Origin of the sequence: Cellulomonas olei (assembly GCF_039548315.1) — a bacterium.
Taxonomy (GTDB): domain Bacteria; phylum Actinomycetota; class Actinomycetes; order Actinomycetales; family Cellulomonadaceae; genus Cellulomonas.
This window is the reverse complement of record NZ_JBCLVN010000001.1, coordinates 153,537-175,039: the sequence shown is the minus strand read 5'-3', so window position 1 is coordinate 175,039 and position 21,503 is coordinate 153,537. Positions and strand designations below refer to the sequence as shown.

At 77.2% G+C, this 21,503-nt stretch carries 20 protein-coding genes; 9 read left to right on the top strand and 11 right to left on the bottom strand.

Translation table 11 applies throughout. The features are described from left to right. Positions 1–41 precede the first annotated feature (41 nt). The 5 genes from AAHH18_RS00790 to AAHH18_RS00770 form a co-directional block, all read right to left on the bottom strand. Positions 42–860 (bottom strand): PH domain-containing protein, encoded by an 819-nt coding sequence (locus AAHH18_RS00790; RefSeq protein WP_343300203.1) that lies wholly within the window; start codon positions 858–860, stop codon positions 42–44. Between the two features lie 16 nt (positions 861–876). Further along, on the bottom strand, positions 877–2,133 hold the full coding sequence (locus AAHH18_RS00785; protein WP_343300202.1) for a hypothetical protein: 1,257 nt from the start codon (positions 2,131–2,133) through the stop codon (positions 877–879). Further along, the gene (locus AAHH18_RS00780) at positions 2,130–2,423 is read right to left on the bottom strand and encodes a hypothetical protein (protein WP_343300201.1); all 294 of its coding nucleotides are present in this window, start codon (positions 2,421–2,423) and stop codon (positions 2,130–2,132) included. Before AAHH18_RS00780 ends, AAHH18_RS00785 begins: the two co-directional genes overlap by 4 nt. Next, positions 2,420–2,623: an SAV_915 family protein gene (locus AAHH18_RS00775; RefSeq protein ID WP_343300200.1), complete on the bottom strand. Its 204-nt coding sequence runs from the start codon at positions 2,621–2,623 to the stop codon at positions 2,420–2,422. The genes AAHH18_RS00780 and AAHH18_RS00775 overlap by 4 nt, the downstream gene beginning before the upstream one ends. Before the next feature lie 250 nt (positions 2,624–2,873). Next, a complete protein-coding gene (locus AAHH18_RS00770) occupies positions 2,874–3,725 on the bottom strand; it encodes a helix-turn-helix domain-containing protein (RefSeq protein WP_343300199.1) in 852 nt (283 codons plus the stop codon). A gap of 127 nt (positions 3,726–3,852) precedes the next feature. On the opposite strand from AAHH18_RS00770, the gene AAHH18_RS00765 reads away from it, so the two are divergent. Beyond that, positions 3,853–4,593 carry an SDR family oxidoreductase gene (locus tag AAHH18_RS00765; protein ID WP_283318959.1) on the top strand — a complete coding sequence of 247 codons (741 nt, stop codon included), beginning with the start codon at positions 3,853–3,855 and terminating at the stop codon, positions 4,591–4,593. A gap of 61 nt (positions 4,594–4,654) precedes the next feature. Here AAHH18_RS00765 and AAHH18_RS00760 read toward each other — a convergent pair whose 3' ends face one another. Beyond that, entirely contained in the window at positions 4,655–5,161 is a 507-nt protein-coding gene (locus tag AAHH18_RS00760) for a septum formation family protein (protein WP_283318960.1), read from the bottom strand. 222 nt (positions 5,162–5,383) lie between these two features. On the opposite strand from AAHH18_RS00760, the gene AAHH18_RS00755 reads away from it, so the two are divergent. From AAHH18_RS00755 to AAHH18_RS00735, 5 genes are all read left to right on the top strand, one after another. Continuing rightward, positions 5,384–7,114 (top strand): SdrD B-like domain-containing protein, encoded by a 1,731-nt coding sequence (locus tag AAHH18_RS00755; protein WP_343300198.1) that lies wholly within the window; start codon positions 5,384–5,386, stop codon positions 7,112–7,114. Positions 7,115–7,146: 32 nt separating this feature from the next. Further along, entirely contained in the window at positions 7,147–7,878 is a 732-nt protein-coding gene (locus tag AAHH18_RS00750) for a response regulator transcription factor (RefSeq protein ID WP_283318963.1), read from the top strand. Continuing rightward, positions 7,878–9,341: a sensor histidine kinase gene (locus AAHH18_RS00745; protein ID WP_343300197.1), complete on the top strand. Its 1,464-nt coding sequence runs from the start codon at positions 7,878–7,880 to the stop codon at positions 9,339–9,341. The genes AAHH18_RS00750 and AAHH18_RS00745 overlap by 1 nt, the downstream gene beginning before the upstream one ends. Positions 9,342–9,430: 89 nt before the next feature. Continuing rightward, positions 9,431–10,237: a hypothetical protein gene (locus AAHH18_RS00740; RefSeq protein ID WP_283318965.1), complete on the top strand. Its 807-nt coding sequence runs from the start codon at positions 9,431–9,433 to the stop codon at positions 10,235–10,237. Between the two features lie 125 nt (positions 10,238–10,362). Further along, on the top strand, positions 10,363–12,579 hold the full coding sequence (locus tag AAHH18_RS00735; RefSeq protein WP_343300196.1) for an MMPL family transporter: 2,217 nt from the start codon (positions 10,363–10,365) through the stop codon (positions 12,577–12,579). Positions 12,580–12,589: 10 nt separating this feature from the next. Here AAHH18_RS00735 and AAHH18_RS00730 read toward each other — a convergent pair whose 3' ends face one another. Both AAHH18_RS00730 and AAHH18_RS00725 read right to left on the bottom strand, forming a co-directional pair. After that, entirely contained in the window at positions 12,590–15,646 is a 3,057-nt protein-coding gene (locus tag AAHH18_RS00730) for a DEAD/DEAH box helicase (RefSeq protein ID WP_343300195.1), read from the bottom strand. 59 nt (positions 15,647–15,705) lie between these two features. Then, positions 15,706–16,461, bottom strand: a complete 756-nt coding sequence (locus AAHH18_RS00725) for a hypothetical protein (protein WP_343300194.1) — start codon at positions 16,459–16,461, stop codon at positions 15,706–15,708. A gap of 165 nt (positions 16,462–16,626) precedes the next feature. Here AAHH18_RS00725 and AAHH18_RS00720 point away from each other — a divergent pair, with 165 nt between their 5' ends. Next, the gene (locus AAHH18_RS00720; protein ID WP_283318970.1) at positions 16,627–16,824 is read left to right on the top strand and encodes a hypothetical protein; all 198 of its coding nucleotides are present in this window, start codon (positions 16,627–16,629) and stop codon (positions 16,822–16,824) included. A gap of 28 nt (positions 16,825–16,852) precedes the next feature. Beyond that, positions 16,853–17,818 carry an Fpg/Nei family DNA glycosylase gene (locus tag AAHH18_RS00715; RefSeq protein WP_343300193.1) on the top strand — a complete coding sequence of 322 codons (966 nt, stop codon included), beginning with the start codon at positions 16,853–16,855 and terminating at the stop codon, positions 17,816–17,818. 28 nt (positions 17,819–17,846) lie between these two features. Here AAHH18_RS00715 and AAHH18_RS00710 read toward each other — a convergent pair whose 3' ends face one another. Next, positions 17,847–18,281, bottom strand: a complete 435-nt coding sequence (locus AAHH18_RS00710; protein ID WP_459349051.1) for a GNAT family N-acetyltransferase — start codon at positions 18,279–18,281, stop codon at positions 17,847–17,849. Positions 18,282–18,382: 101 nt separating this feature from the next. Then, positions 18,383–19,048 (bottom strand): DUF1684 domain-containing protein, encoded by a 666-nt coding sequence (locus tag AAHH18_RS00705; RefSeq protein WP_283318972.1) that lies wholly within the window; start codon positions 19,046–19,048, stop codon positions 18,383–18,385. Positions 19,049–19,133: 85 nt separating this feature from the next. Between AAHH18_RS00705 and AAHH18_RS00700 the strand changes: the two genes are divergently transcribed. Continuing rightward, entirely contained in the window at positions 19,134–20,078 is a 945-nt protein-coding gene (locus AAHH18_RS00700; RefSeq protein ID WP_283318974.1) for an LLM class F420-dependent oxidoreductase, read from the top strand. Here AAHH18_RS00700 and AAHH18_RS00695 read toward each other — a convergent pair. After that, a complete protein-coding gene (locus AAHH18_RS00695; RefSeq protein WP_343300191.1) occupies positions 20,059–21,339 on the bottom strand; it encodes a glycosyltransferase 87 family protein in 1,281 nt (426 codons plus the stop codon). The two genes, AAHH18_RS00700 and AAHH18_RS00695, sit on opposite strands and share 20 nt — an antisense overlap. Positions 21,340–21,503: the final 164 nt, after the last annotated feature.

The window sequence follows — 21,503 nt, the reverse complement described above, 5'->3', positions numbered from 1 at the left end:
CGGGACGAGGCCGAGGGGCGTCACCGCGGAGGCACCGGCCGTCAGGCCACGGGCCGCACGCGGTCGACCAGGCGGGTCCGAGCCGTGCCGTCGCCGAGCTCGTGCCGCGCGCCCGGGGTGGCGGCGTAGAAGAGCAGCGTCCCGGCGAGGAACAGCGGGTCGGCGTCGAGCACCGGGGCCGGCACGCCGAGCACCGCACCCGGGGGCGAGCCGAGCCCGCCGGGCGCGGGGGCGCTCAGGAACCGGCCGCGCCGCCGCCAGGTCGCCGAGCGGGCGCCCGGCCTCGCGATCAGGTGGAGTACCGGCCAGGAGCCGGTGTCGCCGAGCCGGACGTCCGCGAGGTCGTCCCAGGCGAGGTGCCCGTCACCGTCCCAGCCGTGCACGGTGACGCCGCGGGCGTCCAGGACGAGGCGGTGCGGACGGCGGCGCAGGCGCAGCAGGCTGTCGGGGAGCGGCAGCGCGAGCAGCACGGCGGCGCCGATCATCACCCCCGTGATCGGGGCGGGTTCGCCGAGCTGGAGCGAGGCCCCCGCGAGCAGCACGACGACGAGGCCGCCGATCGTCGCCGCGGGCACGGTGAGCAGGGTGGTGGACCACGTGAGCACGGTGGCGCGGCTGCCGTCGGGGAGCCTCTCGACCGTCACGCGCCGGCCGTCGAGAGGCGGTCGGCGCAGGTACATCCGGTGGAACCCGACCGCGCCGGCGCCGACCCACAGCAGTCCCGTCCCGGCGACGACCACGCAGGTCGCCGGAGACCAGGTGTCGGGCGAAGCCACCAGCAGGGCGACGGCGAGCAGGGCCAGGGCCGAGCCGAGAAGCGCGTTGCCGACGACGACCGCCCACAGCACCGGGCGAGACATGCCGCGACGAGGCCGGTCAGAAGAGGGCATCCCACACGTCCTTCACGCCGTCGCCGACCGCACCGGCTGCATCGCCGACGATGTCGGCGGCGTCGCCGACGGTGCCGGCGAGCTCGTCCCAGCCGTCGGCGATCGCGTCACCCACGTCGCCCAGTGAATCCACCCCGTTCTCCCACATCGAGTCGATAGCCCCCGAGGTGATGAGTCCGGCCGCGGTACCGACCACGGTACCGACCACGGCGCCTGCAACAGTTCCGACCACCGGGACGGGGATGAAGGAGCCGATGATCGCACCGGTGGCGGCGCCAGCGCCCGCGCCGGCGAGCAGCGAGACGCCGAAGCCGACGCCGTTGGACACCGCTGCCTGCGCGGGCGACTCGCCGTTCTGGATGTCGTCGTAGATGCCGTAGCCGGTCGCGGCGATGCCGAGCACCATGAGACCGCGACCGAGCGCCACTGGGGTACGGGCGGATCCGGCTGCGCGGGCAGCGTCGTCGGCGAGCGCCGCCTGGCCGCGCATCTGGTCGTAGAGGTCGTACCAGTGCGGTCTGGACGTGACGACGCGGCCGTCCGGGGCGAGCTCGTCGACGTGCCGGGCGAGCGCAGCGGCCTGGTCTGCATGCGCCTGGGCGGCCGCAGACGAAAACCGCGATACGGCAGAGATGGCGGCGACCTCGGCCCCGCTCGACAGCAGGTCGGTCGTCAGGCCGACGAGGTTCGCTGCGTTGTCACCCCAGATGGCGGTGGCGTCGGTGAGCGCCTCCGCCCAGCGGCGTCGGGCATCCTCGACGATGCCGACCGCCTCGTCCCAGGTCGCGATGCGCGCGGTGGCCTCGCGATGCCGAGCCATGGCCTGCTCGTGCTCCCGCGCCTGAGCCGGGCTCGACCCCGGGGGCAGGGCGGGCACGGCCTGGGCGGGTGAGGGGGCGTGCACCGTGGTGCCGACGACGGTCAGCCCGCCGCTGGTCGCCACTTCCAGGGCTCGCGCTGCCTCGCCCTTCGCCGCAGCGAGCTCGGCGGCGAGCCCGTCGAGAGTCCCAGCAGTGGAGGTCGAGATCTCGGCGAGACCGGACGTGCGGTCTGCGAGCGTGGCCATGCGACCGCGTGCTCCGTCGCCTGCGTCGCCGGTCCACGAGCTCTGTGCGCGCCTCGCCTGGCCGGTCGCGACCTCGCCGGCGCTGGTCGCCGTGCGCGCGAGCGCGTCGCGCAACCACGCCGATACTCCGAGGATCGTCGAGGTCTCGCCCTCGATCAGCGTCTCGAGCGTCGTCATCTGCCCGCTGCGCCGTCGAACATGCTGGACAGGTTCCGCGACACGGTGCGGTCGGTCTCGTCGTAGGCCCGCTCGCACTCGGCGACCTGGGTGCCGATCACATCCGCCTCGTAGGCAAGGAGCGCGACCGTCCCGGACACGGTGGCGAGGATGTCGCCCAGTAGCGGCGCGGCGTCGCCCGTCCCGGGCGACGAGGGCTGGCTCGCGCACGTGCCGTCGAGATCCTGACCTGCGGCGACCATGGCCTCGGCGATCGCCGTGAGCGCGCCGTGGTCGACGTCGATGCTCACGTGTCCGCGCCGATCCGCTGGTCCTCGGGGACGACCAGGTCGAGCAGAACCAGGTCGAACGGGCGTACGTCCCAGAGCTTCTGCAGCTCGACGGTCGGCAGGACGAACCAGGGTTGCTCAGCCCCGGCGCACCGGTGCAGCCGGTCGAGGGCCGAGTACACGAGCAGCGCGGTGCGGCCGTCACGCGTGGTGCGGTACACCACCTCAAGATCGCCTGGGTCCGTCACGGCTCGCACGCACGGGATGTACAGCACCGGTGGGTAGTCCGGTGGCAGCGACCGACTCATGGCCCCCTCCAGGGTCGACGTCAGCGTGACCGTACCCGATGGGTCCGTGCGGTGGTGCCCCACCTGACACGTTCGGATCTCATCCGCCGGGGGGCGCAGGAAGATGGGCGGCCGACTTCTGTGGAGGCTGCACCGTGGCGGTCGAAGAAGGCGCGGGGCGCCGTCACCCGGACACCACGTCCCCCGCCACCCCCGCGTCCTCCGCCGCGAGCGCCCCCAGCAGCCGCAGCCGCTCCGCGCTGGGGCTGCCCGCGTCGGCGTAGTAGACGACCAGGACCACGCCCTCGACCGGCAGCTTGTCGCGGTGCAGCGTCAGCTCGCCGACCACGGGGTGGTGCACGACCGTCGTGCCGCCGGTGAGCGGGCGCACGTCCTGGCGCGCCCACAGGGAGCGGAACCGGGCGCTCGCCAGCGAGAGCTCGCCGACGAGCTCGATGATGCGCGGGTCGTCGGCGTCGTCCCCGACGCTCTGGCGGAACGCGCCCAGGAACCCGGCGACGGCGGCGTCCCAGTCGGCGTGGAAGGCCCGCTCCTCGGGGTCGAGCAGCAGGGACCGGAGCCGGTTCTCGCCCGGTCGCAGCCGAGGCGAGAACGCGGCGGCGAGCGGGTTGGCGGCGAGGACGTCGAACGCGCGGCCCTCGACGAACGCCGGCACGTCGAACGCCGCGAGCAGGTGGTGCAGCCGCTCCGGCACCCGCTCGGGCGGCCGGCGGCGGGGACGGGAACGGGGCTGCGGCACGGCGAGGTCCCGCAGGTACGCGGCCTCGACGTCGTCGAGCCGCAGCACCCGGGCCAGCGCGTCGAGCACCTGGGCGGACGGGTTGCGGTCGCGGCCCTGCTCGAGCCGCAGGTAGTAGTCGGCGCTGATGCCGGCGAGCAGCGCGACCTCCTCGCGGCGCAGCCCGGCGACCCGCCGGTTCGCGCCGCCGGGGATGCCGGCCTGCTCGGGCGTGACGAGCGCGCGGCGGGCACGCAGGTACGCGCCGAGCCGCCGGGTGCCGTCGTCCGCGCTCACCGGACCACGGTAGGCGCGCGGCCCCGTCCGCGGGGTGGTCCCGTCACTCCCAGGAACCACGGGGCCGACCCGCGTCGGCGCCGCCGGGCCGAACCTGGAGGTCCCCGCACGGAAAGAAGGAACGACCATGGACCTCTCGCACCGCACCGCCCTGATCGTCGGCGGCACGTCCGGCATCGGGCTCGGCCTCGCCCACCGGCTGGCACGCCTGGGCAGCACCGTCGTCGTCGGGGGCCGCCGGCCCGAGCCCGTCGACGGCCTGGAGTCGGTGCAGGTCGACGTCACCGACCCCGCCTCGGTGCTGCGCGCCCGGGACGAGGTGCTCGCCGCCCACCCGGACCTGGACCTCGTGGTGACGATGTCCGGCGTGATGCTCGTCGAGGACCTGCTGGACCCCGCGCACATCGCCGCCGCCGAGTCGACGGTCGCCACCAACCTGCTCGGCACCATCCGCGTGCTCGACGCGTTCACGCCGCACCTCGTCGCCCGGGGCGCCGGGGCGTTCGTCACGGTGACCTCCGGCATCGCGTTCCTGCCGTTCCCGGCGATGCCGACCTACGCGGCGTCGAAGGCCGGCGTCCACGCCTACACCGAGGCGCTGCGCGTGCAGCTCGCCGGCACGGGGGTCGAGGTCACCGAGCTGGTGCCGCCCGCCGTCGCGACCGCCGGGCAGGAGACCGTGAACCCCGCGGCGCTGCCGCTCGACGCGTTCCTCGACGAGGTGCTGGACCTGCTCGGGCGGACGCCGACGCCCGACGAGGTCCTGGTGCAGGGCGTGCGGATGCACCGCTGGGCGGAGCGCGACGGCACCTACGCCGAGCTGGTGGCGCGGCGGTCGCAGGCGCTCGCGACGATGCTCGGGCGCTGACGGACCGAGGCCCCCCGCCGGGTGTCCGGCAGGGGGCCCCGGCGCAGGCGGTCGCGCGACGTCAGAGCGCGGAGCCCTCGAACGACTGCGTCACCATCTCGGACGGGTGCTGCGCCACGCACTGCAGCGCGTCGTCGCCCTGGTCCCAGCTCTGCTCGGTCGGGTACAGGAACGTCACCTCGAGCACCGAGCTCTCGTACGCCGCACCGACGAACGGCTCGAACTCCGCGAGGCAGAACTCCTGGGCCATCGCGTCCAGCTCGGTCTGCTCCGGCAGCTCGGTGAGCGTCTGCTCGGCGTAGATCTGGCCGTCGTGCGGCTGGTCGCACGGCAGCGCCTGGAGGGACTCGACCATCGTCTCGCCCGCGGACGGCATGACGAGGCAGTCCTTCACCTCGAGCGAGAAGACGCTGGCCTCGGCGGACTCGGTGATCTCACCGGACGCGGAGTCGCGCTTGGCGTCGTCGGCGCCGCCCAGCACGCCGCAGGCGGAGACGGACAGGACGAGCGCTGCGGCGCCCGCGAGGACGGCGGCGGGGCGGGACAGGTGGTGCACAGGGAACGTCATGGCGACATCCCAGCAGGTCACAGCCGGTTCTGCTCGCCGGGTCACACCGCGGACGCCCGGTTCGCCCGATCGGACGCCCCGCCCCGCGCCGGGTCGCCGCCCCAGGTGCTACCACCCCCGGGCCCGGACCTCACCCGCCCGCCCGGCTACCGAACCCCGCTGCGGAGCCGATGAACACCCGGCGGGACCCCACCGGGAGGTCCACAGGGGGAGGGATCCAGGATGGGCGCACGACGCACGGCGGCGGCCGCCGCCGTCACCGCGGTGCTGGTGGGGGTGACGGTCGCCCCGGCGCTCGCCGCTCCGGCCGGGAGCACCACGTCGGTGACCATGTGCCACCGGACGCGTTCGGTCACCAACCCCTACCGGCTCATCACGGTGTCGCAGTCCGCCGTCACGGGCAACAACGGCGCCGGCTCCGGCAACGCCAGCGGGCACGGCGGGCACAGCGGGCCCGTGTTCGACGCCACGCCCGGCTACTACACGACGCACGCCAAGAGCTGGGGCGACATCATCCCGCCCTTCGGCAACTACAAGGGCCTCAACACCACGGGCCCTCTCCCCGCGTCCCCGACCTGCCGGGGGATGGCCGCGCAGGAGTTCTACGACGTCCAGCGCGAGGCCGGCGTGCCGCGCGACGAGATCATCGCCGACCTCCAGGAGCAGGGCGCCGCGGGTGATCCCACGACGACGGAGCTCGCCGCGTTCGTGTACACCGGCACCGACTCGACGCTGACCGCGGAGGACCAGGCGGCGACCGGCACGACCCCGCCGAGCACGGATCCCCCGACGGATCCCGACCCGTCGACCGACCCGTCGACCGACCCGGACCCGAGCACGGATCCGGACCCGAGCACGGACCCGGACCCGAGCACGGACCCGGACCCGAGCACTGACCCGGACCCGAGCACGGACCCGGACCCGTCGACCGACCCCGACCCGTCCACGGATCCGGACCCGAGCACCGATCCGGACCCGAGCACGGATCCGGACCCGAGCACGGATCCGGACCCGAGCACTGACCCGGACCCGTCGACCGACCCCGACCCGTCCACGGATCCCGACCCGGGGTCCGGCGGCGGGGAGCCGACCCCGAGCACCCCGCAACCGTCACCGTCGCCCACACCCACGCCCACGCCGACCCCGAAGCCGACCCCGTCGGTCCCCGCGCCGTCGGCCCCGGTGACGGGTGACCAGCGGATCACGGGCACCGTGTGGCTGGACCGTGACCGCGACGGGGCGCAGAGCCTCCCGGCCGAGCCGGGCCTCGCGGCGGTCGCCGTGGAGCTGTACCGCGTCGAGCTCGCGGGCGGCGGTGGCGCGGGCCGCGTCACGTCCGCCGCGGCCCCGGCGGTCGCCGGCACCCTGGTGGCGCGGGTGACGACGTCGGCGTCGGGGGAGTTCGCGTTCTCGTCCGTCGCGCCGGGCTCGTACTCGGTGCGCGTCCTGTACCCGGAGTCGCTGGCGGTGACGTGGGACTCGGAGGGCGCGGCCGACGCGTCGGCACTCGTCCTCGTTCCGGAGCGCGGTGAGGCGCAGGCGCAGGTCGGGCTGGCCGGCGACGCCCGCGCGGACCTGCGCGTGACGACGCCGGCGGGCACGCCCGTCGACGGCACGGTGCTGCTCTGGTGGGCCGGCCCGGACGGCGTCTTCGGCACCGACGACGACCTGCAGGTCCCGGTGACGGCGGTCGGCGGCCGGGTGCTGGCCGACGGCCTGCCGCCGGGGGAGTACCGCGTGCTGTCGCAGGACGGCGCGGTGGTCTCCGGGACGGTCGCGCTGTCGGCGGCCGGTGGCGCGGCGGCCGTGACGCTCGGCGCGGCGCCCGCGGCCGGGCCCTCGCTCGCGGAGACCGGCGCCGTGCTCGGGACCACGCTCCTGGCGGCGTCGTACCTGGTCGTCGGTGGGCTCGTGCTCACGGTCGTCGCACGTCGCCGGGGCCGCCGGGCCTGACCGGTCCGCGCAAGGCCTGGCAGGATCGGGCCGTGCCTGCCGACCGTCCGCACGTCCTGGTCGTCGACGACGACCCGGGCATCCGGGAGCTGCTCACCGCGGGGCTCGCGTTCTGCGGGTTCGCGGTGACGGCCGTCGGCACGGTCGCGTCGGCGCTGACGGCGCTGCGGGAGCAGCGGCCGGACGTCGTGGTGCTCGACGTGATGCTGCCCGACGCGGACGGCGTCGACATGCTGCGGGTGGTGCGGCGGTCGGGGGACCGGACGCCGGTGGTGCTGCTCAGCGCGCGCGACGCCGTGGCCGACCGGGTCGCGGGGCTGGCGGTGGGCGGCGACGACTACGTGACCAAGCCGTTCGACCTCAGCGAGGTGGTGGCCCGCCTGGAGGCGGTGCTGCGGCGCACGCGGGACGGCGGCGCGGTCGGTGCGGGGCCGGAGGGGGCGTCGGCGGCGGACGAGGTGCTGGCCTACCGCGACCTGCGCGTCGACACCGCGCGGATGCTGGCGCACCGCGGCGGGCGGGACCTGGAGCTGTCCCCGGCCGAGTTCCGCCTGCTCGCCGCGCTGGCCGCGAGCCCGGAGCGCGTGCTGTCGAAGGCGCAGCTGCTCGACCGCGTGTGGGCGTACGACTTCGGCGGCGACACCTCCGTGGTCGAGAAGCTGGTGTCCCGCCTGCGGCGCAAGGTGGACCCGCCGGACGAGGAGCCGCTGGTGCGGACCGTGCGGGGGTTCGGGTACGCGCTGCGCGCCGGGGGCGGCGGCTGATGGCGCAGGCCCCCGCGCGCCGCCCGCGTCCGCCCCGGTCGATCCGCGGCCGGGTCGTCGCCGGCGTCGCGGGCGCCGTGGTCCTCGCGCTGCTCGTCGCCGGGCTGTTCAGCGTCGTCGCGCTGCGCGCCTCGCTGCTCGCGCGGACCGACGACCGGCTGCGCGACGGCGCGGGGACGGTCCGGCAGGCGCTCGGGGCCGCCGGTGACGACGGCCTGCTCGTCCGCGACGCCCGGGTCCGGGTGCTGCTCGAGGCGTCCACGGCGGACCTCGCGGTGCACCTCGTCGCCGGGGACCGCGTCGTGGAGACCGTCGCGGCGTCCGGCGCGGTGCCCGCCCCGGTCGACGTCGCCGACGCCGACGCCCTGCGCGACGGGCCCGGGTGGCTGCCCGGCGACCGCCCGCTGCGGGCGCTCACCGTGGAGACGCCCGGCCTGACGGTGGCGGACGGGGACGCCGAGACCGCCGTGGACGAGGTCGTGCTCGTCGCCGACGTGTCGGAGGACCGGCGGACGGTCGCGAGCCTCGCGCGGATCGAGGTGGCCGCGGGCGCGGGGGCCACGGTGGTCGGTGTCGTGCTGGCCTGGTGGGCGGCGGGTGCCGGCCTGCGCCCGCTGCGGCGGATGGCGGCCTCCGCGGAGCGCATCGCGGCCGGCGACCGGTCGGTGCGGATCCACGACCCCGCCGCGCAGCCCACCGAGACGCGGCTGCTGGCGACGGCGCTCGACGAGGCCCTCGACCAGCGGGCGGTCGCCGAGCAGCGGGTGCGGGACTTCGTGGCCGACGCCGCGCACGAGCTGCGGACCCCCCTGACGAGCGTGCACGGCTGGGCGGACCTGTACCTGCAGGGGGCGCTCGACGAGGACGGGCTGGACCGGGCGATGGAGCGCATCGGGCGCGAGACCACGCGGATGCGGCACCTCGTCGAGGAGCTGGCGCTCCTCGCGCGGCTCGACGCGGACGTGCCGCTGCGCGCCGAGGCGGTCGACCTCCGGGGCGTCGTGGCGGACGTCGTGGCGGACCTGGGCGTCCTCGCCCCGGGACGCCCGGTCGTGTGGCGGCCGCCCGCGGAGCCGGTGGTCGTCTCGGGCGACCGGGACCGCCTGGTGCAGGTGGTGCAGAACCTCGTCGGCAACGTCCTGCGGCACACCCCGGCGTCGGTGCGCCTCACCGTGACGCTCGACGGGTCCGCAGCCGACGGCCGCGCCCGCCTGGTCGTCCACGACGACGGACCGGGCGTGCCGCCCGAGCTCGTGCCCCGGGCGTTCGACCGGTTCGTGCGGTCGCGCGCGGTGCCCGCGACCGGGCCGCAGGGAGCGGCGGGCGGCCCCCGACGGGAGGGCTCCGGGCTCGGCCTGGCGATCGTGGACGCCCTCGTCCGGGCGCACGGCGGGACCGTCACGCTGCGGTCCGGCGCGGATGAGGGGACGACCGTGACGGTGGAGCTGCCGCTGCTGCCCTGACCGGCTCCCAGGGACCCGGGGGCGGGACGTCAGCCTCCGGTCAGGTCCGCGGGAGCCGTCGTGCAGCCTGCCCTGGTCTGCTGCGCGACGTGCCCCGACACCCCCGCCCCGCCCGCACCCCCGCCCGGCAGCCCCGGCCCCCGGCGCCGCGCCCGGGCCTGCGCCGGCCCCGGCGGCGGACCGTCGTCCTGGGCGCCGTCGTCGCCGGGCTGCTCGTCGTCCTCGTCGGGGCCGACCTCGCCACCCGGTGGTGGGCGGAGGGCCGCGCCGCCGACCGGCTCGGCACCGAGCTCGCCGACCGCGGCCTCCGGGACGTCGGCGTGCACCTCGACGGCGTCCTGGTGCTGCCCCAGCTGCTGGGCGGTGACCTCGACGGGGTCGTCGTCTCGGCGGTCGTGCCGTTCGAGGCGCTGGACGCGTCCGGGCTGTCGCAGGGCTCCGACGGGTCCGGCACCGAGGGGCAGGGCGACGGGGAGGACGGCGGACGCACCCCGCCCGCGGGCGGCTCCGGCGCCGCCGGGTCGCTGGACGGGCTGAGCTGGTCCGGCGAGGACGGGCTGCTGGTCGCCCGCGGCGAGCTGACGCGCCGGTCCCTCTCGCTGCCTGTCGCGGTGGCCTCCGAGGTCGCCGCCGCCGACGGGGACCTCGTCCTCACGCCGCGCACGGTGACGGTCTCGGGCGTCACGCTCCCGGTGGACCGGGCCGCCGGCCTGCTCCCCGGCGGTCTGGCGGACCTGCTCGCGCCCCGGCGCGTCGACGTCGGCGCGCTGGTCCCGGAGCGGTTCGACGGCGCCGAGCTGCGCTCCGCCTCGGTGACCGAGCAGGGGGTGGCGGTGTCCGTCGCCGTCCCCGGCGACGTGCTGCCGGGTCCGGGTGCGGCGGCGTCCGCCCCGTAGCCCCGTCCGCCCCTCGTCCTCCCCCCGTCGTCGTCCGCCGCCCGCAGACCGGACGCGCCGCCCCGCCCGACCTGCCCGTCCCGCCCGACCCGGTCCGCCCGTCCCTGCTCCTGAGAGGTCCTCCCGTGCCCCGTCCTGTGATCGCCCTCGCCCGGTTCAGCGCCCGCCACCGGCGCCTCGTCCTGGCCGGCTGGGTGCTGCTGGCCGTCGCCCTGCTCGCGGGGAGCCGCGCCCTGGGCTCGGCGCTGGACGACGACCTGTCCGTCCCCGGCAGCGACAGCGCCGCGGCGGCCGAGGTCCTCGGCACCGTCGGAGGCTCCGACGGCGCAGCGGACGAGGTGGCGACGTCCAGCGTGCTCGTGGCGTCCGACGGCCCGGTCGCCGACCGTGCCGCGGACGTCGCCGCCCTGGCCGCGTCCCTCGCCGCGGTGGACGGCGTCACCGGGGTGACCGACCCCCTGGCCGACGCCGCGCCCGGCGACCGGCCGGCCGGCGTCAGCCCCGACGGCAGGGCCGTCACGCTGCGGGTCGCCGCGCAGGACGACGTCGACGCCCCCGCCCTGCGCGCGGCGGTCTCCGAGGCGCGGGACGACGGCCTGGACGTCGGCGTCGGCCAGCCGCTGGTCCGCGACCTGGAGCCCGCGGCCGACTCCCGCGTCAGCGAGGTCGTCGGGCTGGCCGCCGCCGTGCTGGTGCTGCTCGTGGCGCTCGGCTCGGCGGTCGCGATGACGGTCCCGATCGCGACCGCGCTGGTCGGCGTGGTGGGCGGCCTGTCGGCGCTGCAGCTGCTCGGGCACGCGGTCACCATCCCGACGGTGGTCCCGACGCTGGCGACGATGATCGGCCTGGGCGTCGGCATCGACTACGCGCTGTTCCAGGTGGCCCGCCACACCGAGAGCCTGCGGGCGACCCCCGACCGGGTGGAGGCTGCGGCGGTCACCGCCGCGACGTCGGGCTCGGCGGTCGCGTTCGCGGGCGTCACGGTCGCGGTGGCGATCTCCGCGCTCGCGGTGACGGGGGTCGACTTCGTCTCGTGGCTGGGGTTCGGCACGGCGGTCGTCGTGCTGGTGGTGCTGCTCGCGGCGCTCACGTTCACGCCGGCGCTGCTCGCGACGCTCGCGCCCCGGCTCGCGCGCCCGCGGCGCCGGTGGGGCCGGGGCCGCGCGGCGGCGTCCGACCAGGCGGCGGCGTCCGACCAGGCGGCGGCGTCCGACCAGGCGGCGGCGTCCGACCAGGCGGCGGCGTCCGACCCCGCGGCGGCGCTCGACGCCACCCGCTGGGCCGGCTTCGCGCGGCTCGTGACCCGCCGGCCGTGGGTGTCCGTCGCGGTCAGCTCGCTCGTCCTGGGGGCGATGGCCCTGCCGGCCGCCTCGATGACGCTCGGCCAGGGCAGCGACGGGGACCGGCCGCTCGGCACGGAGCGACGGACGGCCTACGACCTGACGGCCGAGCACCTCGGGGCCGGCGCGAACGCGACGCTCGTCGTCGCGGCGACGCTCGACCCGGCGGCGTCCGGTCCCGACGACCCCCGCGCGGCCGGCCTCCGCGCGGACGTGGCGGCGGTCGAGGGCGTGGCCGCGGTGGCGGCGCCGCAGCTCGCCGCCGACGGCTCCGCCCTCACGCTGCGCGTCACGCCGACCACCGACCCGGCGGACCCGGCCACGGCCGACCTCGTGGGGCGGCTGCGGGCGCTCGACCCGGCCGGCGCCGAGGTCCACGTCGGCGGGCAGACGGCGGCGCGGCTCGACCTGTCCGACCGGATCGCCGAGCGCCTGCCGTGGCTCGTGCTCGCGACGGTCGCCGTGGCGGCGCTGCTGCTGGTCCTCGCGTTCCGGTCGATCGCGGTGCCGCTGAAGGCCGCCGCGATGGACCTGGTGTCGGTGGCCGCGGCGTACGGGGTGGTGACCGCGGTGTTCGAGTGGGGCTGGGGCGTCGGGCTGCTCGGCCTGGACGGCCCGGTGTCGGTGGACGCCTACGTGCCGATGATGCTGTTCGCCGTGCTCTTCGGCCTGTCGATGGACTACGAGGTGTTCCTGCTGTCCTCGGTGCGCGAGCACTGGCGGGCGACGGGTGACGCCACCCTGGCGGTGCGCCGGGGCGTCGCCTCCACGGGGCGCGTGATCACGGCCGCGGCGGCCATCATGCTCGCGGTGTTCGGGTCGTTCGTGCGGGTGGACGACCCCACCATCAAGGTGTTCGGCGTCGGGCTCGCGGTCGCGGTGCTCGTCGACGCCACGCTGGTGCGCTGCGTGCTCGGCCCCGCGGTCATGGCGCTCATGGGCCGCTGGAGCTGGTGGCTGCCCCCGCGCCTCGACCGGGTGCTCCCGCGGGTCGAGGTGTGACGACGGGCGCTCAGGCCAGCAGCTCGCGCACCTCCGCCGCGGTGACGGCCGCCGAGAACAGGTCCCCGTCGTCGACCACGGCGTCGACGAGCGCGGCCTTGCGCCGCTGCAGCGCCACGACCTTCTCCTCGATCGTGCCCGCCGCGAGCAGCCGGTAGACCATCACCGTGCGGTGCTGACCGATGCGGTGCGCGCGGTCGACGGCCTGCTGCTCGACGGCCGGGTTCCACCAGGGGTCCAGCAGGAACACGTAGTCGGCCTCGGTGAGGTTCAGGCCCGTGCCGCCGGCCCGCAGGCTGAGCAGGAACACCGGGGCGTCGCCGCGGCGGAACCCGTCCACGACCTCCTCGCGGCGGGTCGTCGAGCCGTCGAGGTACGCGTGCTCGACGCCGGCGGCGGTCAGCCGCTCCGCGACGAGCCCCAGGTAGGACGTGAACTGGCTGAACACGAGCGCCCGGTGGCCCTCGGCGACGACGTCGGCGATCTGCTCCACCAGCGCCTCGGTCTTCGCCGACGGCACGCCGGCCAGGGCCGGGTCGATGAGGGAGGCGTCGAGCGCGAGCATCCGCAGCAGCGTGAGCGAGCGGTAGACGATGAACCGCTGCCGGTCCAGGTCGTCGACGAGCCCGAGGACCTTCTGCCGCTCGAGCTGGAGGTACCGGTCGTACACCGCGCGGTGCTCCGGGGAGAGCTCGACGGCGAGCGTCTGCTCCTGCCGGTCGGGCAGGTCCGCGGCGACCAGGTCCTTGGTGCGGCGCAGCAGGAACGGCCGGACGCGCCGCCGCAGCCGGTCGAGCCGCAGGGACCGCAGGCGCTCGGCGCTCGCGGGCAGGTCACCCGCGCCGGGCCCGGCGCTGATGCCCGCGTGCACGCCCTCGATGGGACGCACGTAGTGGTCGGCGAACCGGCGCGCGGACGGCAGCAGGCCCGGCGTCGTGAGGGCGAGCAGCGCGTGCAGCTCGGTCAGCGAGTTCTCGACGGGCGTCCCGGTGACCGCCAGCGTGAACGGGACGCCGAGGTCGCGGACGGCCCGGTGCCCCCGCGACGCGGCGTTCTTCACCTGCTGCGCCTCGTCCAGGACGACCCCGGCCCAGCCGTCGCCGGCGGCGACGCGGGCGTACGCGTCCGCGTCCAGCCGCAGCAGCGCGTAGCTGGTGACGACGACGTCCGCCCCGCGGGCGACCTGAGCGAGGGGCGTCGGCGCGGTCGCCTCGGTGCCCGCCACCCGGCGGACCGTCAGGCCCGGGGTGAAGCGGGTCGCCTCGGCGACCCAGTTCGGGACGACGGAGGTCGGCGCGACCACGAGGAACGGCCGGCGCGGCTCCGCCGGCGCGCGCTGCTCGACGGCGTGCTGCACGAGCGCGAGCGTCTGCACCGTCTTGCCGAGGCCCATGTCGTCCGCCAGCACGCCCCCGACCCGGTGCCGCCACAGGAACGCGAGCCACCGGAACCCCTCGGCCTGGTACGGGCGCAGCTCCGCCCGCAGGCCGGCGGGCAGCGGCACCGTCCCGCCGGCCGGGTCCTGCGCGTCGGCCAGGAGCGCCTGCCACGCGGGGGCGGCCTCGGCCTCGTCCGCCAGCTCGGCCAGGTCCTGCCACAGGGCCGTCTGGTGCCGGCTGATCCGCAGGCCCGTCTCCCACTCGGTGAGGTCGCGGGCCTCCGCGATGAGCTCGACCAGGGGCTGGAGCGCGGGGTGGTCCAGGGACAGGTAGGTGTGGTCGACCAGCAGGAGCTTGCGCCGGCCCTTCGCGAGGGCCGTGAACAGCGGCACGAACGGCACCGTCCGGCCCTCCAGGGTCACGGTCACGCCGAGGTCGAACCAGTCGTTCTGCTCGGTGGGCTGCGCGGTCACGGTGAGCACGGGCGTGCCCCGCAGCTCGCGGTACGCCGGGGCGTCGCCGACCGTGTCCACCCGCACGCCCGGCAGGCCCGCGAGGCGCGGCAGCACGGTCGTGGCGGCCTCCGCGGCCTCCACGTCGCGCAGGGTCAGCCGCCGCGGCAGCACGCCGCCCGGTGTGGCGTCCCCGGCCGCGTCGTCCGGCCACCACCCCGCGGGCAGCGCAGCACCGAGCAGCGCCCGCGGGTCCGGCGCGGGCGCCGCGGCGCGGCCGGCGTCCCAGCGCCAGGCCAGGTCGAGCACGTGGCCGGGGGAGTGCGTCGCGGTCAGGACGAGCGTCGGGGGTGCGGGCGGCGGGAGGTCCACGGTCCCGTCGGCGCTCGTGACCTCCATCCCGGCCCGCAGCGCCGGCAGGTGCTCCGCGAGGAACGCGGGCGCGTCGGCGTCGGGCACCACGACGCCGGCCCCCAGCGCGTTGCCCACCGTGCGGCCGCCGGCCGCCCCGAGCAGCGCGAGGTGCTGCGGCGTCAGCGGTTCCGCGACCGGCGCGAGCACGACGTCGCGGGGCCGCGCCGGGTCGGCCACCCACACGCCGTGCGTCCCGACCGGGTGCGCGTGGCGGACGGGCACCGCCGCGTCGTCGACGGTGACCCGGGCGCCGAGCCGGATGCCGCCGTCGACCCGGGTGGCGTCGATGCCCACCGCGGCTGCTGCGGCGACGCGGACCTCCGCCCGCGCGGACGCCCCGACGAGGGGCAGCCCGAGGCCGTCCGCCTGGGCCAGCAGCTCCCACAGCACGGGGTTGACGAAGTCGTCGAGGAACAGCCAGCCCGGGTCGTCCCCGGGCCGGGGAGGCCGGCCCGCCCGGTGCAGCGCCCCGAGCTGGCACAGCCAGCGGTGCTGGGCGTCGTCCAGGTCGAGCCGCTCCTGCAGGTGCGGCAGGTTCGACCACGTGAGGCCGGCGCGTGCCCAGCCGCGCGCCGTGCGGACCACCGGGCGTGCGCCGAGGCGCAGCTCGCCGCTGCCGGGGGCGCCGTCCGCCGGCGTCCGGCGCCCGGCGGCGCGCGAGGTCGGGCCGTTCCAGCGGTCCCGCGTCCGGGGCGTCAGCTCGCGGACCTCCAGCTGGAGCGCGGCCCGGCCGGAGCGCGCCGCGTCCTCGGTGCCTCCCCACGCCAGCAGCCCGTCGAGCACGGCGTGCCACGGCTCGGGTGGGACGGGGGGCTCGGGCACCGGGCGATCGTGCCACAGGCCCCCGACAACCTCCGGGGCCGTCAGAGGGCGGGCGGCGGTCAGCCCCGCAGCGGGCCCGTGGCCTGCTCGACCGCCTCGCGGGCCCCGTCCGCCTCGCGCGTCGCGGCGAGCACGGCGTCGACGTCGGTGCGGTCGACCGGCGCCGCCAGGACGGCCTCCGCCCCGGCCAGCGCCTCGCCGAGCACCGCGCGCTGCTCGGGCGTCCCGCGTCCCTCCGCCAGCGCGGAGGCCGCGGGTCCCGTCGCGCTCCGCAGCGCGTCCCGGGCGGACGCGAGCGCCGAGGTCGCCCGGGTCAGCTCCCACGCGGCCGAGGACTCGGCCGCGTCCGCGGACGCCGCGCGGACCTCGGCGGCGCTGCGTCCTGCCGCCCGGGCGTGCTCCCGCGCGGCGGCGGCGCGCTCCGGGCGGGACCCGGTCGCGTCCGGAGCGGGCCCCAGGGCGGCCGCCTCCTCGAGCGCCTCGGCGAGCGCGTCGCGCGTCGCGTCGGACTCGACCCGGCCGGCCGTGCTGAGCAGCACCTGCTCCCCGGCGGAGGCCGCGTCGTCCAGGTCCGCGACCGCCGCCGCGAGCTCCTGCTGCGCCGCGGCGAGCACCCGCTCCTCCCGGGCGACCTGCTGCTGGTGGCGCAGCAGCCACGCGCCGCCGCCGATGGCGAGCGCGAGGACGAGCAGCGCGACGAGCGCGGTCGCGCGGCGGCCGCGCTCGCCGGTCACCGGCGACGCGGGCGGCGTCGACGGCATCGGCGGCGCCGGTGTCGCGGCGGCCGGGTCGGGGGCGGGCGTCGTGGGGGGCATGCGGGTCCTGCGGGTCGGGTCGGGAGGGCACCATCCTCCCCCCTCGGGCCCGGTGGTCGCGCAGGACCCCGCCGACACGCGCCCGAGGACTTCCTGGGAGCGGGCTGAGGATGACAGGATGGGCCTCATGACCAGCACGGACGTCCTCCAGCACCGGTGGTCCGCGTGCTGAGCGGGTCGACCGACGCGCTGGTGGAGATCGTGCTCCGGCTCGCCTCCGCCCTCGTCGAGCGCGTGGTCGCCGGCGGCGGAGCGGTGACGGAGCTCGCCGCGCAGTGGTCGTGGACCGTCGTCGGCCCGGCGCTCGGCCTGGTCGCCGTCGCGCTCGTGCTGGGCGCGTGGACGGCGTTCTGGGACGACTGACGTCGGACCCCGCACCTAGCCTGGGCGCATGCCCGAGGGTCACACCGTCCACCGCATCGCCCGCCAGTTCGCCCGGGACCTCGTCGGCCACCGACCGGCGGTGTCGTCCCCGCAGGGACGGTTCGCCGCCGGCGCCGCGCTGCTCGACGGCCGGGAGCTGCTGACCTCGGCGGCCGTCGGCAAGCAGCTGTTCCTCGGCTTCGAGGGCGGGCACGTGCTGCGGGTGCACCTGGGGCTGTACGGCGCCTGGGACTTCGCCGGCGTCGTCTCGCCCCTGGAGGACGGCGTCGCCGCGGTCGCCAGCCTCGGCGCCCCCCGGGTCCGGCGCCGGCTGCGGATGGGCGAGGGGGAGCGGGAGGGCGACGTCGGGGCCGAGGTCGAGGAGTTCCCGCCGGCACCGGTCGGGCAGGTTCGCGTCCGGATCGCCACGGAGGCGACGGTGGCCGACCTGCGCGGCCCGACGGCGTGCGAGGTGCTCGACCCGGCCGCGACCGCCGCCGCGATCGACCGGCTCGGGCCTGACCCGGCGGTCGAGGACGACGTCCGCGCCCGGGTCACCGGGACGCCGTCGGAGGCGGCCGGACCCGGGGCGGGCGACGTCGTGGTGCAGCGCCTCACCGCGCGCCGCACGCCCGTCGGTCAGCTCCTCATGGACCAGGCCGTCGTCGCCGGCATCGGCAACATCTACCGTGCGGAGCTGCTGTACCGCGCTCGGCTCGACCCGCACACCCCGGGGACGCGGGTGCCGCGCGAGACCGCCCGGGCGCTGTGGGACGACTGGGCGCTGCTGCTGGCGGACGGCATCCGCACCGGCGTCATGCTCACCCGCGAGGACCTCGACGAGGCGGGCCGGGCCGTGGCGCTGGCGGACCCCGCCGAGCGGCACTGGGTCTACGGCCGGGCGGGGGAGCCGTGCCGGACGTGCGGCACGCCGGTCGCCGTCGAGGAGATGGCCGGCCGGCGGCTGTACTGGTGCCCCACCTGCCAGCGCTGACCGCCGGGCCGGCCGGGCGGCGGCGGGCTCAGGCCGGGCGCCGGACCATCGGCACGTGCGGGATCCCGTCCTCGTCGTAGCCGTCGCCCGCCCGCTCGAACCCGAAGCGGGCGTACCAGCCCTCGAGGTGCGCCTGCGCGTGCAGGTCGATCGCCGCGTCCGGTCCGCACAGGCCCACGGCGTGCTCGAGGAGGGCCGCCGCCACCCCGCGACCGCGCGCGGCCGGCGCCGTGACGACCCGGCCGATCGCGGGGGAGGCGCTGCCGGCCCGCAGCACCCGCAGGCAGCCCAGCACGTCGCCGCCGTCGTGCGCCCAGACCTGCAGGGTGTCCGGCAGCAGGTCACGGCCGTCCAGGTCCGGGTACGGGCACGCCTGCTCGACCACGAACACGTCGACGCGCAGCCGCAGCAGCGGGTACAGCTCGGCGGCGGTGATGTCGGCGGCGGTGCGGGTCTCGACCACGAGGCCGCCGGCGCGGGTGGTGCGGGCGGGCACGGCGACGTCGGGCTCCAGGGGCTGGTCGGGCACCGCGCCAGCCTAGGCGGCGGGACCCGCGCCCGCGGTCAGCCGGCCTCGTCCTCCGCGTCGATCACCAGCATCGGGTCGGGCTGCCGCTCGCCGACGGGCACCTCCGCGTCGAGCACGTTGCCCCGCGTGGCCAGCGGGCACGCCCACGCGGGGTCGTACGCGCACGACGGGTTGTAGGCGAAGTTCAGGTCGACCACCAGGCCGCCGTCCGCCGCGCGCCCCAGGTCGGCGCCCTTGACGGTGTCCAGCACGTACCGGCCGCCGCCGTAGCTCCCGCGGCCCGACGTGCGGTCCTTCACGGGGACGAAGATGCCGCCGCCGTACGTGCGCAGCGCCCACACCGACAGCCCGCCGAGCCCCTCGAGCTCGACCCGCCCGACGCGGTCGAACGGCACGACGCCGTCGGTCCCGGTCGCGACCTCGAGCCGCTGGGCCGACGTCGCGCGCACCCGGACCTCGAACCGGTAGGCCGGGTCGTACGGCGCGACGTCCAGGCCGCGGAACACCGCCTTGGCGGCCGGGCGCAGGGGCGACGCGGCGTGCTCGGCGAACAGCTCGTCGCGGCGCGCCACCCACTCGGCGTGCGCGGCGGCCGGGTCGTCCGCGGCGATCCGGCGGACGTCCGCGTAGGTCTGCGCGGTGCGCCGCCGCCAGTCGGCGACCGCCAGCGCGTCGAGGGCGAGACCGAGCTGCGTCACCATGTCCTCACCGTCTCACGCGCCGGCGGGCAGCGGCATCCGTACGTCGCAGGGCACGCACCCGGGACGACGTGAAAGGCTCGGCGGCATGGACCTGAGGATCTTCACCGAACCGCAGCAGGGCGCCTCCTACGACGACATCCTCGCCGTCGCGCGCGCCACCGAGGAGCTGGGCTTCGACGCCTTCTTCCGCTCCGACCACTACCTGAGCATGGGCGGCGACGGGCTGCCCGGCCCCACGGACGCCTGGACCACGCTCGCCGGCCTGGCGCGCGAGACCAGCCGCATCCGGCTCGGCACGCTCGTGACCTCCGCGACGTTCCGGCACCCGGGCGTGCTGGCGATCCAGGTGGCGCAGGTCGACCAGATGTCGGGCGGCCGCGTGGAGCTCGGCCTGGGCGCCGGGTGGTTCGCGCAGGAGCACGCCGCGTACGGCATCCCGTTCCCGGCCAGGCGCTTCGGCCCGTTCACCGAGCAGCTCGAGGTCGTGACCGGCCTGTGGGGGACGCCCGTGGGGGAGCGGTTCTCCTACGCCGGCGAGCACTACACGCTGACGGACAGCCCGGCGCTGCCGAAGCCGGTCCAGCGCTCGCCCCTCGACCCGTCGCGCGCGGGCGTGCCGGTGATCGTCGGCGGCCTGGGCCCGAAGCGGACGCCGGCGCTCGCGGCCCGGTTCGCGAGCGAGTTCAACCTGTCGTTCCCGCCGCTGGACCAGGTCGGCGAGAGGCTCGAGACCGTGCGCGAGGCCTGCCGGGCGATCGGCCGCGACCCGCAGTCGCTCACGATGTCGGCCGCGCTCGTGGTGGCGGTCGGCCGGGACGACGCGGAGGTGGACCGCCGGGCCGCCGCGATCGGGCGCGACCCGAAGGAGCTCCGCGAGGTCGGCGTCGCCGGCACGCCCACCGCGGTCGTCGACCGGCTCGGCGCGCTCGCGGACCTGGGCGTGAGCCGGGTCTACCTCCAGGTGCTCGACCTGCACGACCTGGACCACCTGGAGCTGGTGGCCTCGCAGGTCATGCCGCAGGTGCGCTGACCCGCGCGGTCGTGGTGGCCGGGGCCCGTCCCGTGCGGACGACGTCCCGCGCCACCACGACCGCGAGGACCACCAGCAGCACGTTGCGCAGCACCAGCAGGAGCGACGGCCCGGCCTGCTGCGCCGTGATCCCGTCGTAGGTCACGGGGAACACCCACTGGGTGAGGGCCGCCACGACGAGCACCAGCACCGCGGGCAGCCGCCAGGCGCGCGCGCCCGCCGCGCCGGGCCGGGCCAGGCCGACGACCACGGGACCGGCCAGCCACCCCACGAACTGCGGCGACCCGACCTTGTTCGCCACGATCAGCGTCACGGCCACCAGCAGCGCACCGCGGGCGAGGAACCCCGCGGTGTCCAGCCGGTCCCCGGCGCGCAGCCGCACCCACGCGAGCAGCGCGGTGACGGCCGCGAGGGCCAGCGGCAGCAGCAGGCCGAGCGCCCCGGCCACGGCGGCCGTGCCGGGGCCGGTGATCTCCCACGTGGTGATCGCCTGGTTGAGCACCACGCGCACGTCCGGCGACCCGAGCCCGGCCAGCACCCACGGCGTGGCCGCGACCGCCTCGACCTGGAGCCCCCGGTCGCCCTGCTCGGTGAGGAACGACGTCAGGTGCGCCGCCCCGCCGCCCGCGACGACGGCCGTCGCCACGGCGACGCACACCAGCGCGGCCGGCAGCACGAGGTCGCGCCACGGCCGCCGCACCACGAGCACCAGCGGCAGCAGCAGGGCGCCGGGGGCGACCTTGATCCACGCGCCGGCCGTCAGCAGGGCCGAGGCGACCGCCGGCCGGCGCAGCGCGAGCGTGAGCGCGACGACCACCACCGGCGCGACCACCGCGTCGAGGCGGCCCACCGCCACGGGGCCGAGCAGCAGGACGAACGCCAGCCACCACCACGCGCCCGCCGCGGGGTCGTGCCCCGGCTGGCCGGTGACCACCCCGGCGACGACGCCGTCCGGCCCCGGCCGCGCGTCCCGGGCCGGCGCGCGCGTCCCGCGCAGCAGCACCCCGACGGCCGCGGCGTTCGCGGCCGCGATCAGCACCGTCCACGCGACGGCGTACGCGCGGGTGTCGACGGCGTCGACCACCAGCGCCGGCGCGAGCATCGGCAGCACCGCGCCGGCCGGGTACACCCAGTCGCCGCTCAGCACCGGCCACACGCCCTCGTGCAGCCCCTGCCACATCCACCAGCGGTACAGGTCGACGTCCCAGAACGCCTTCGTCGGGATGAGGACGGTCCCGACGTACCCGATCCAGGCGTGCACCGCGACGAACGCGGTCCACAGCGCAGCGCGGGAGCGCAGCAGGCGGTCGATGGCGCACCTCCGCGTGTGAGTCCGGGCGCGGGACACCCTACGCGGCGGACCGTCCCGACGGGCCCGGGGACCGAGCCGCTAGCCTGCGGTCCGGCGCGCCCGGACGGACCGGG

Bases quoted from the DNA above. Each gene is read 5' to 3' on its own strand.
- AAHH18_RS00790 (WP_343300203.1), bottom strand. From the start codon at position 860: ATGTCTCGCCCGGTGCTGTGGGCGGTCGTCGTCGGCAACGCGCTTCTC.
- AAHH18_RS00785 (WP_343300202.1), bottom strand. From the start codon at position 2,133: ATGACGACGCTCGAGACGCTGATCGAGGGCGAGACCTCGACGATCCTC.
- AAHH18_RS00765 (WP_283318959.1), top strand. From the start codon at position 3,853: ATGGACCTCTCGCACCGCACCGCCCTGATCGTCGGCGGCACGTCCGGC.
- AAHH18_RS00760 (WP_283318960.1), bottom strand. From the start codon at position 5,161: ATGACGTTCCCTGTGCACCACCTGTCCCGCCCCGCCGCCGTCCTCGCG.
- AAHH18_RS00755 (WP_343300198.1), top strand. From the start codon at position 5,384: ATGGGCGCACGACGCACGGCGGCGGCCGCCGCCGTCACCGCGGTGCTG.
- AAHH18_RS00745 (WP_343300197.1), top strand. From the start codon at position 7,878: ATGGCGCAGGCCCCCGCGCGCCGCCCGCGTCCGCCCCGGTCGATCCGC.
- AAHH18_RS00725 (WP_343300194.1), bottom strand. From the start codon at position 16,461: ATGCCCCCCACGACGCCCGCCCCCGACCCGGCCGCCGCGACACCGGCG.
- AAHH18_RS00715 (WP_343300193.1), top strand. From the start codon at position 16,853: ATGCCCGAGGGTCACACCGTCCACCGCATCGCCCGCCAGTTCGCCCGG.
- AAHH18_RS00705 (WP_283318972.1), bottom strand. From the start codon at position 19,048: ATGGTGACGCAGCTCGGTCTCGCCCTCGACGCGCTGGCGGTCGCCGAC.
- AAHH18_RS00700 (WP_283318974.1), top strand. From the start codon at position 19,134: ATGGACCTGAGGATCTTCACCGAACCGCAGCAGGGCGCCTCCTACGAC.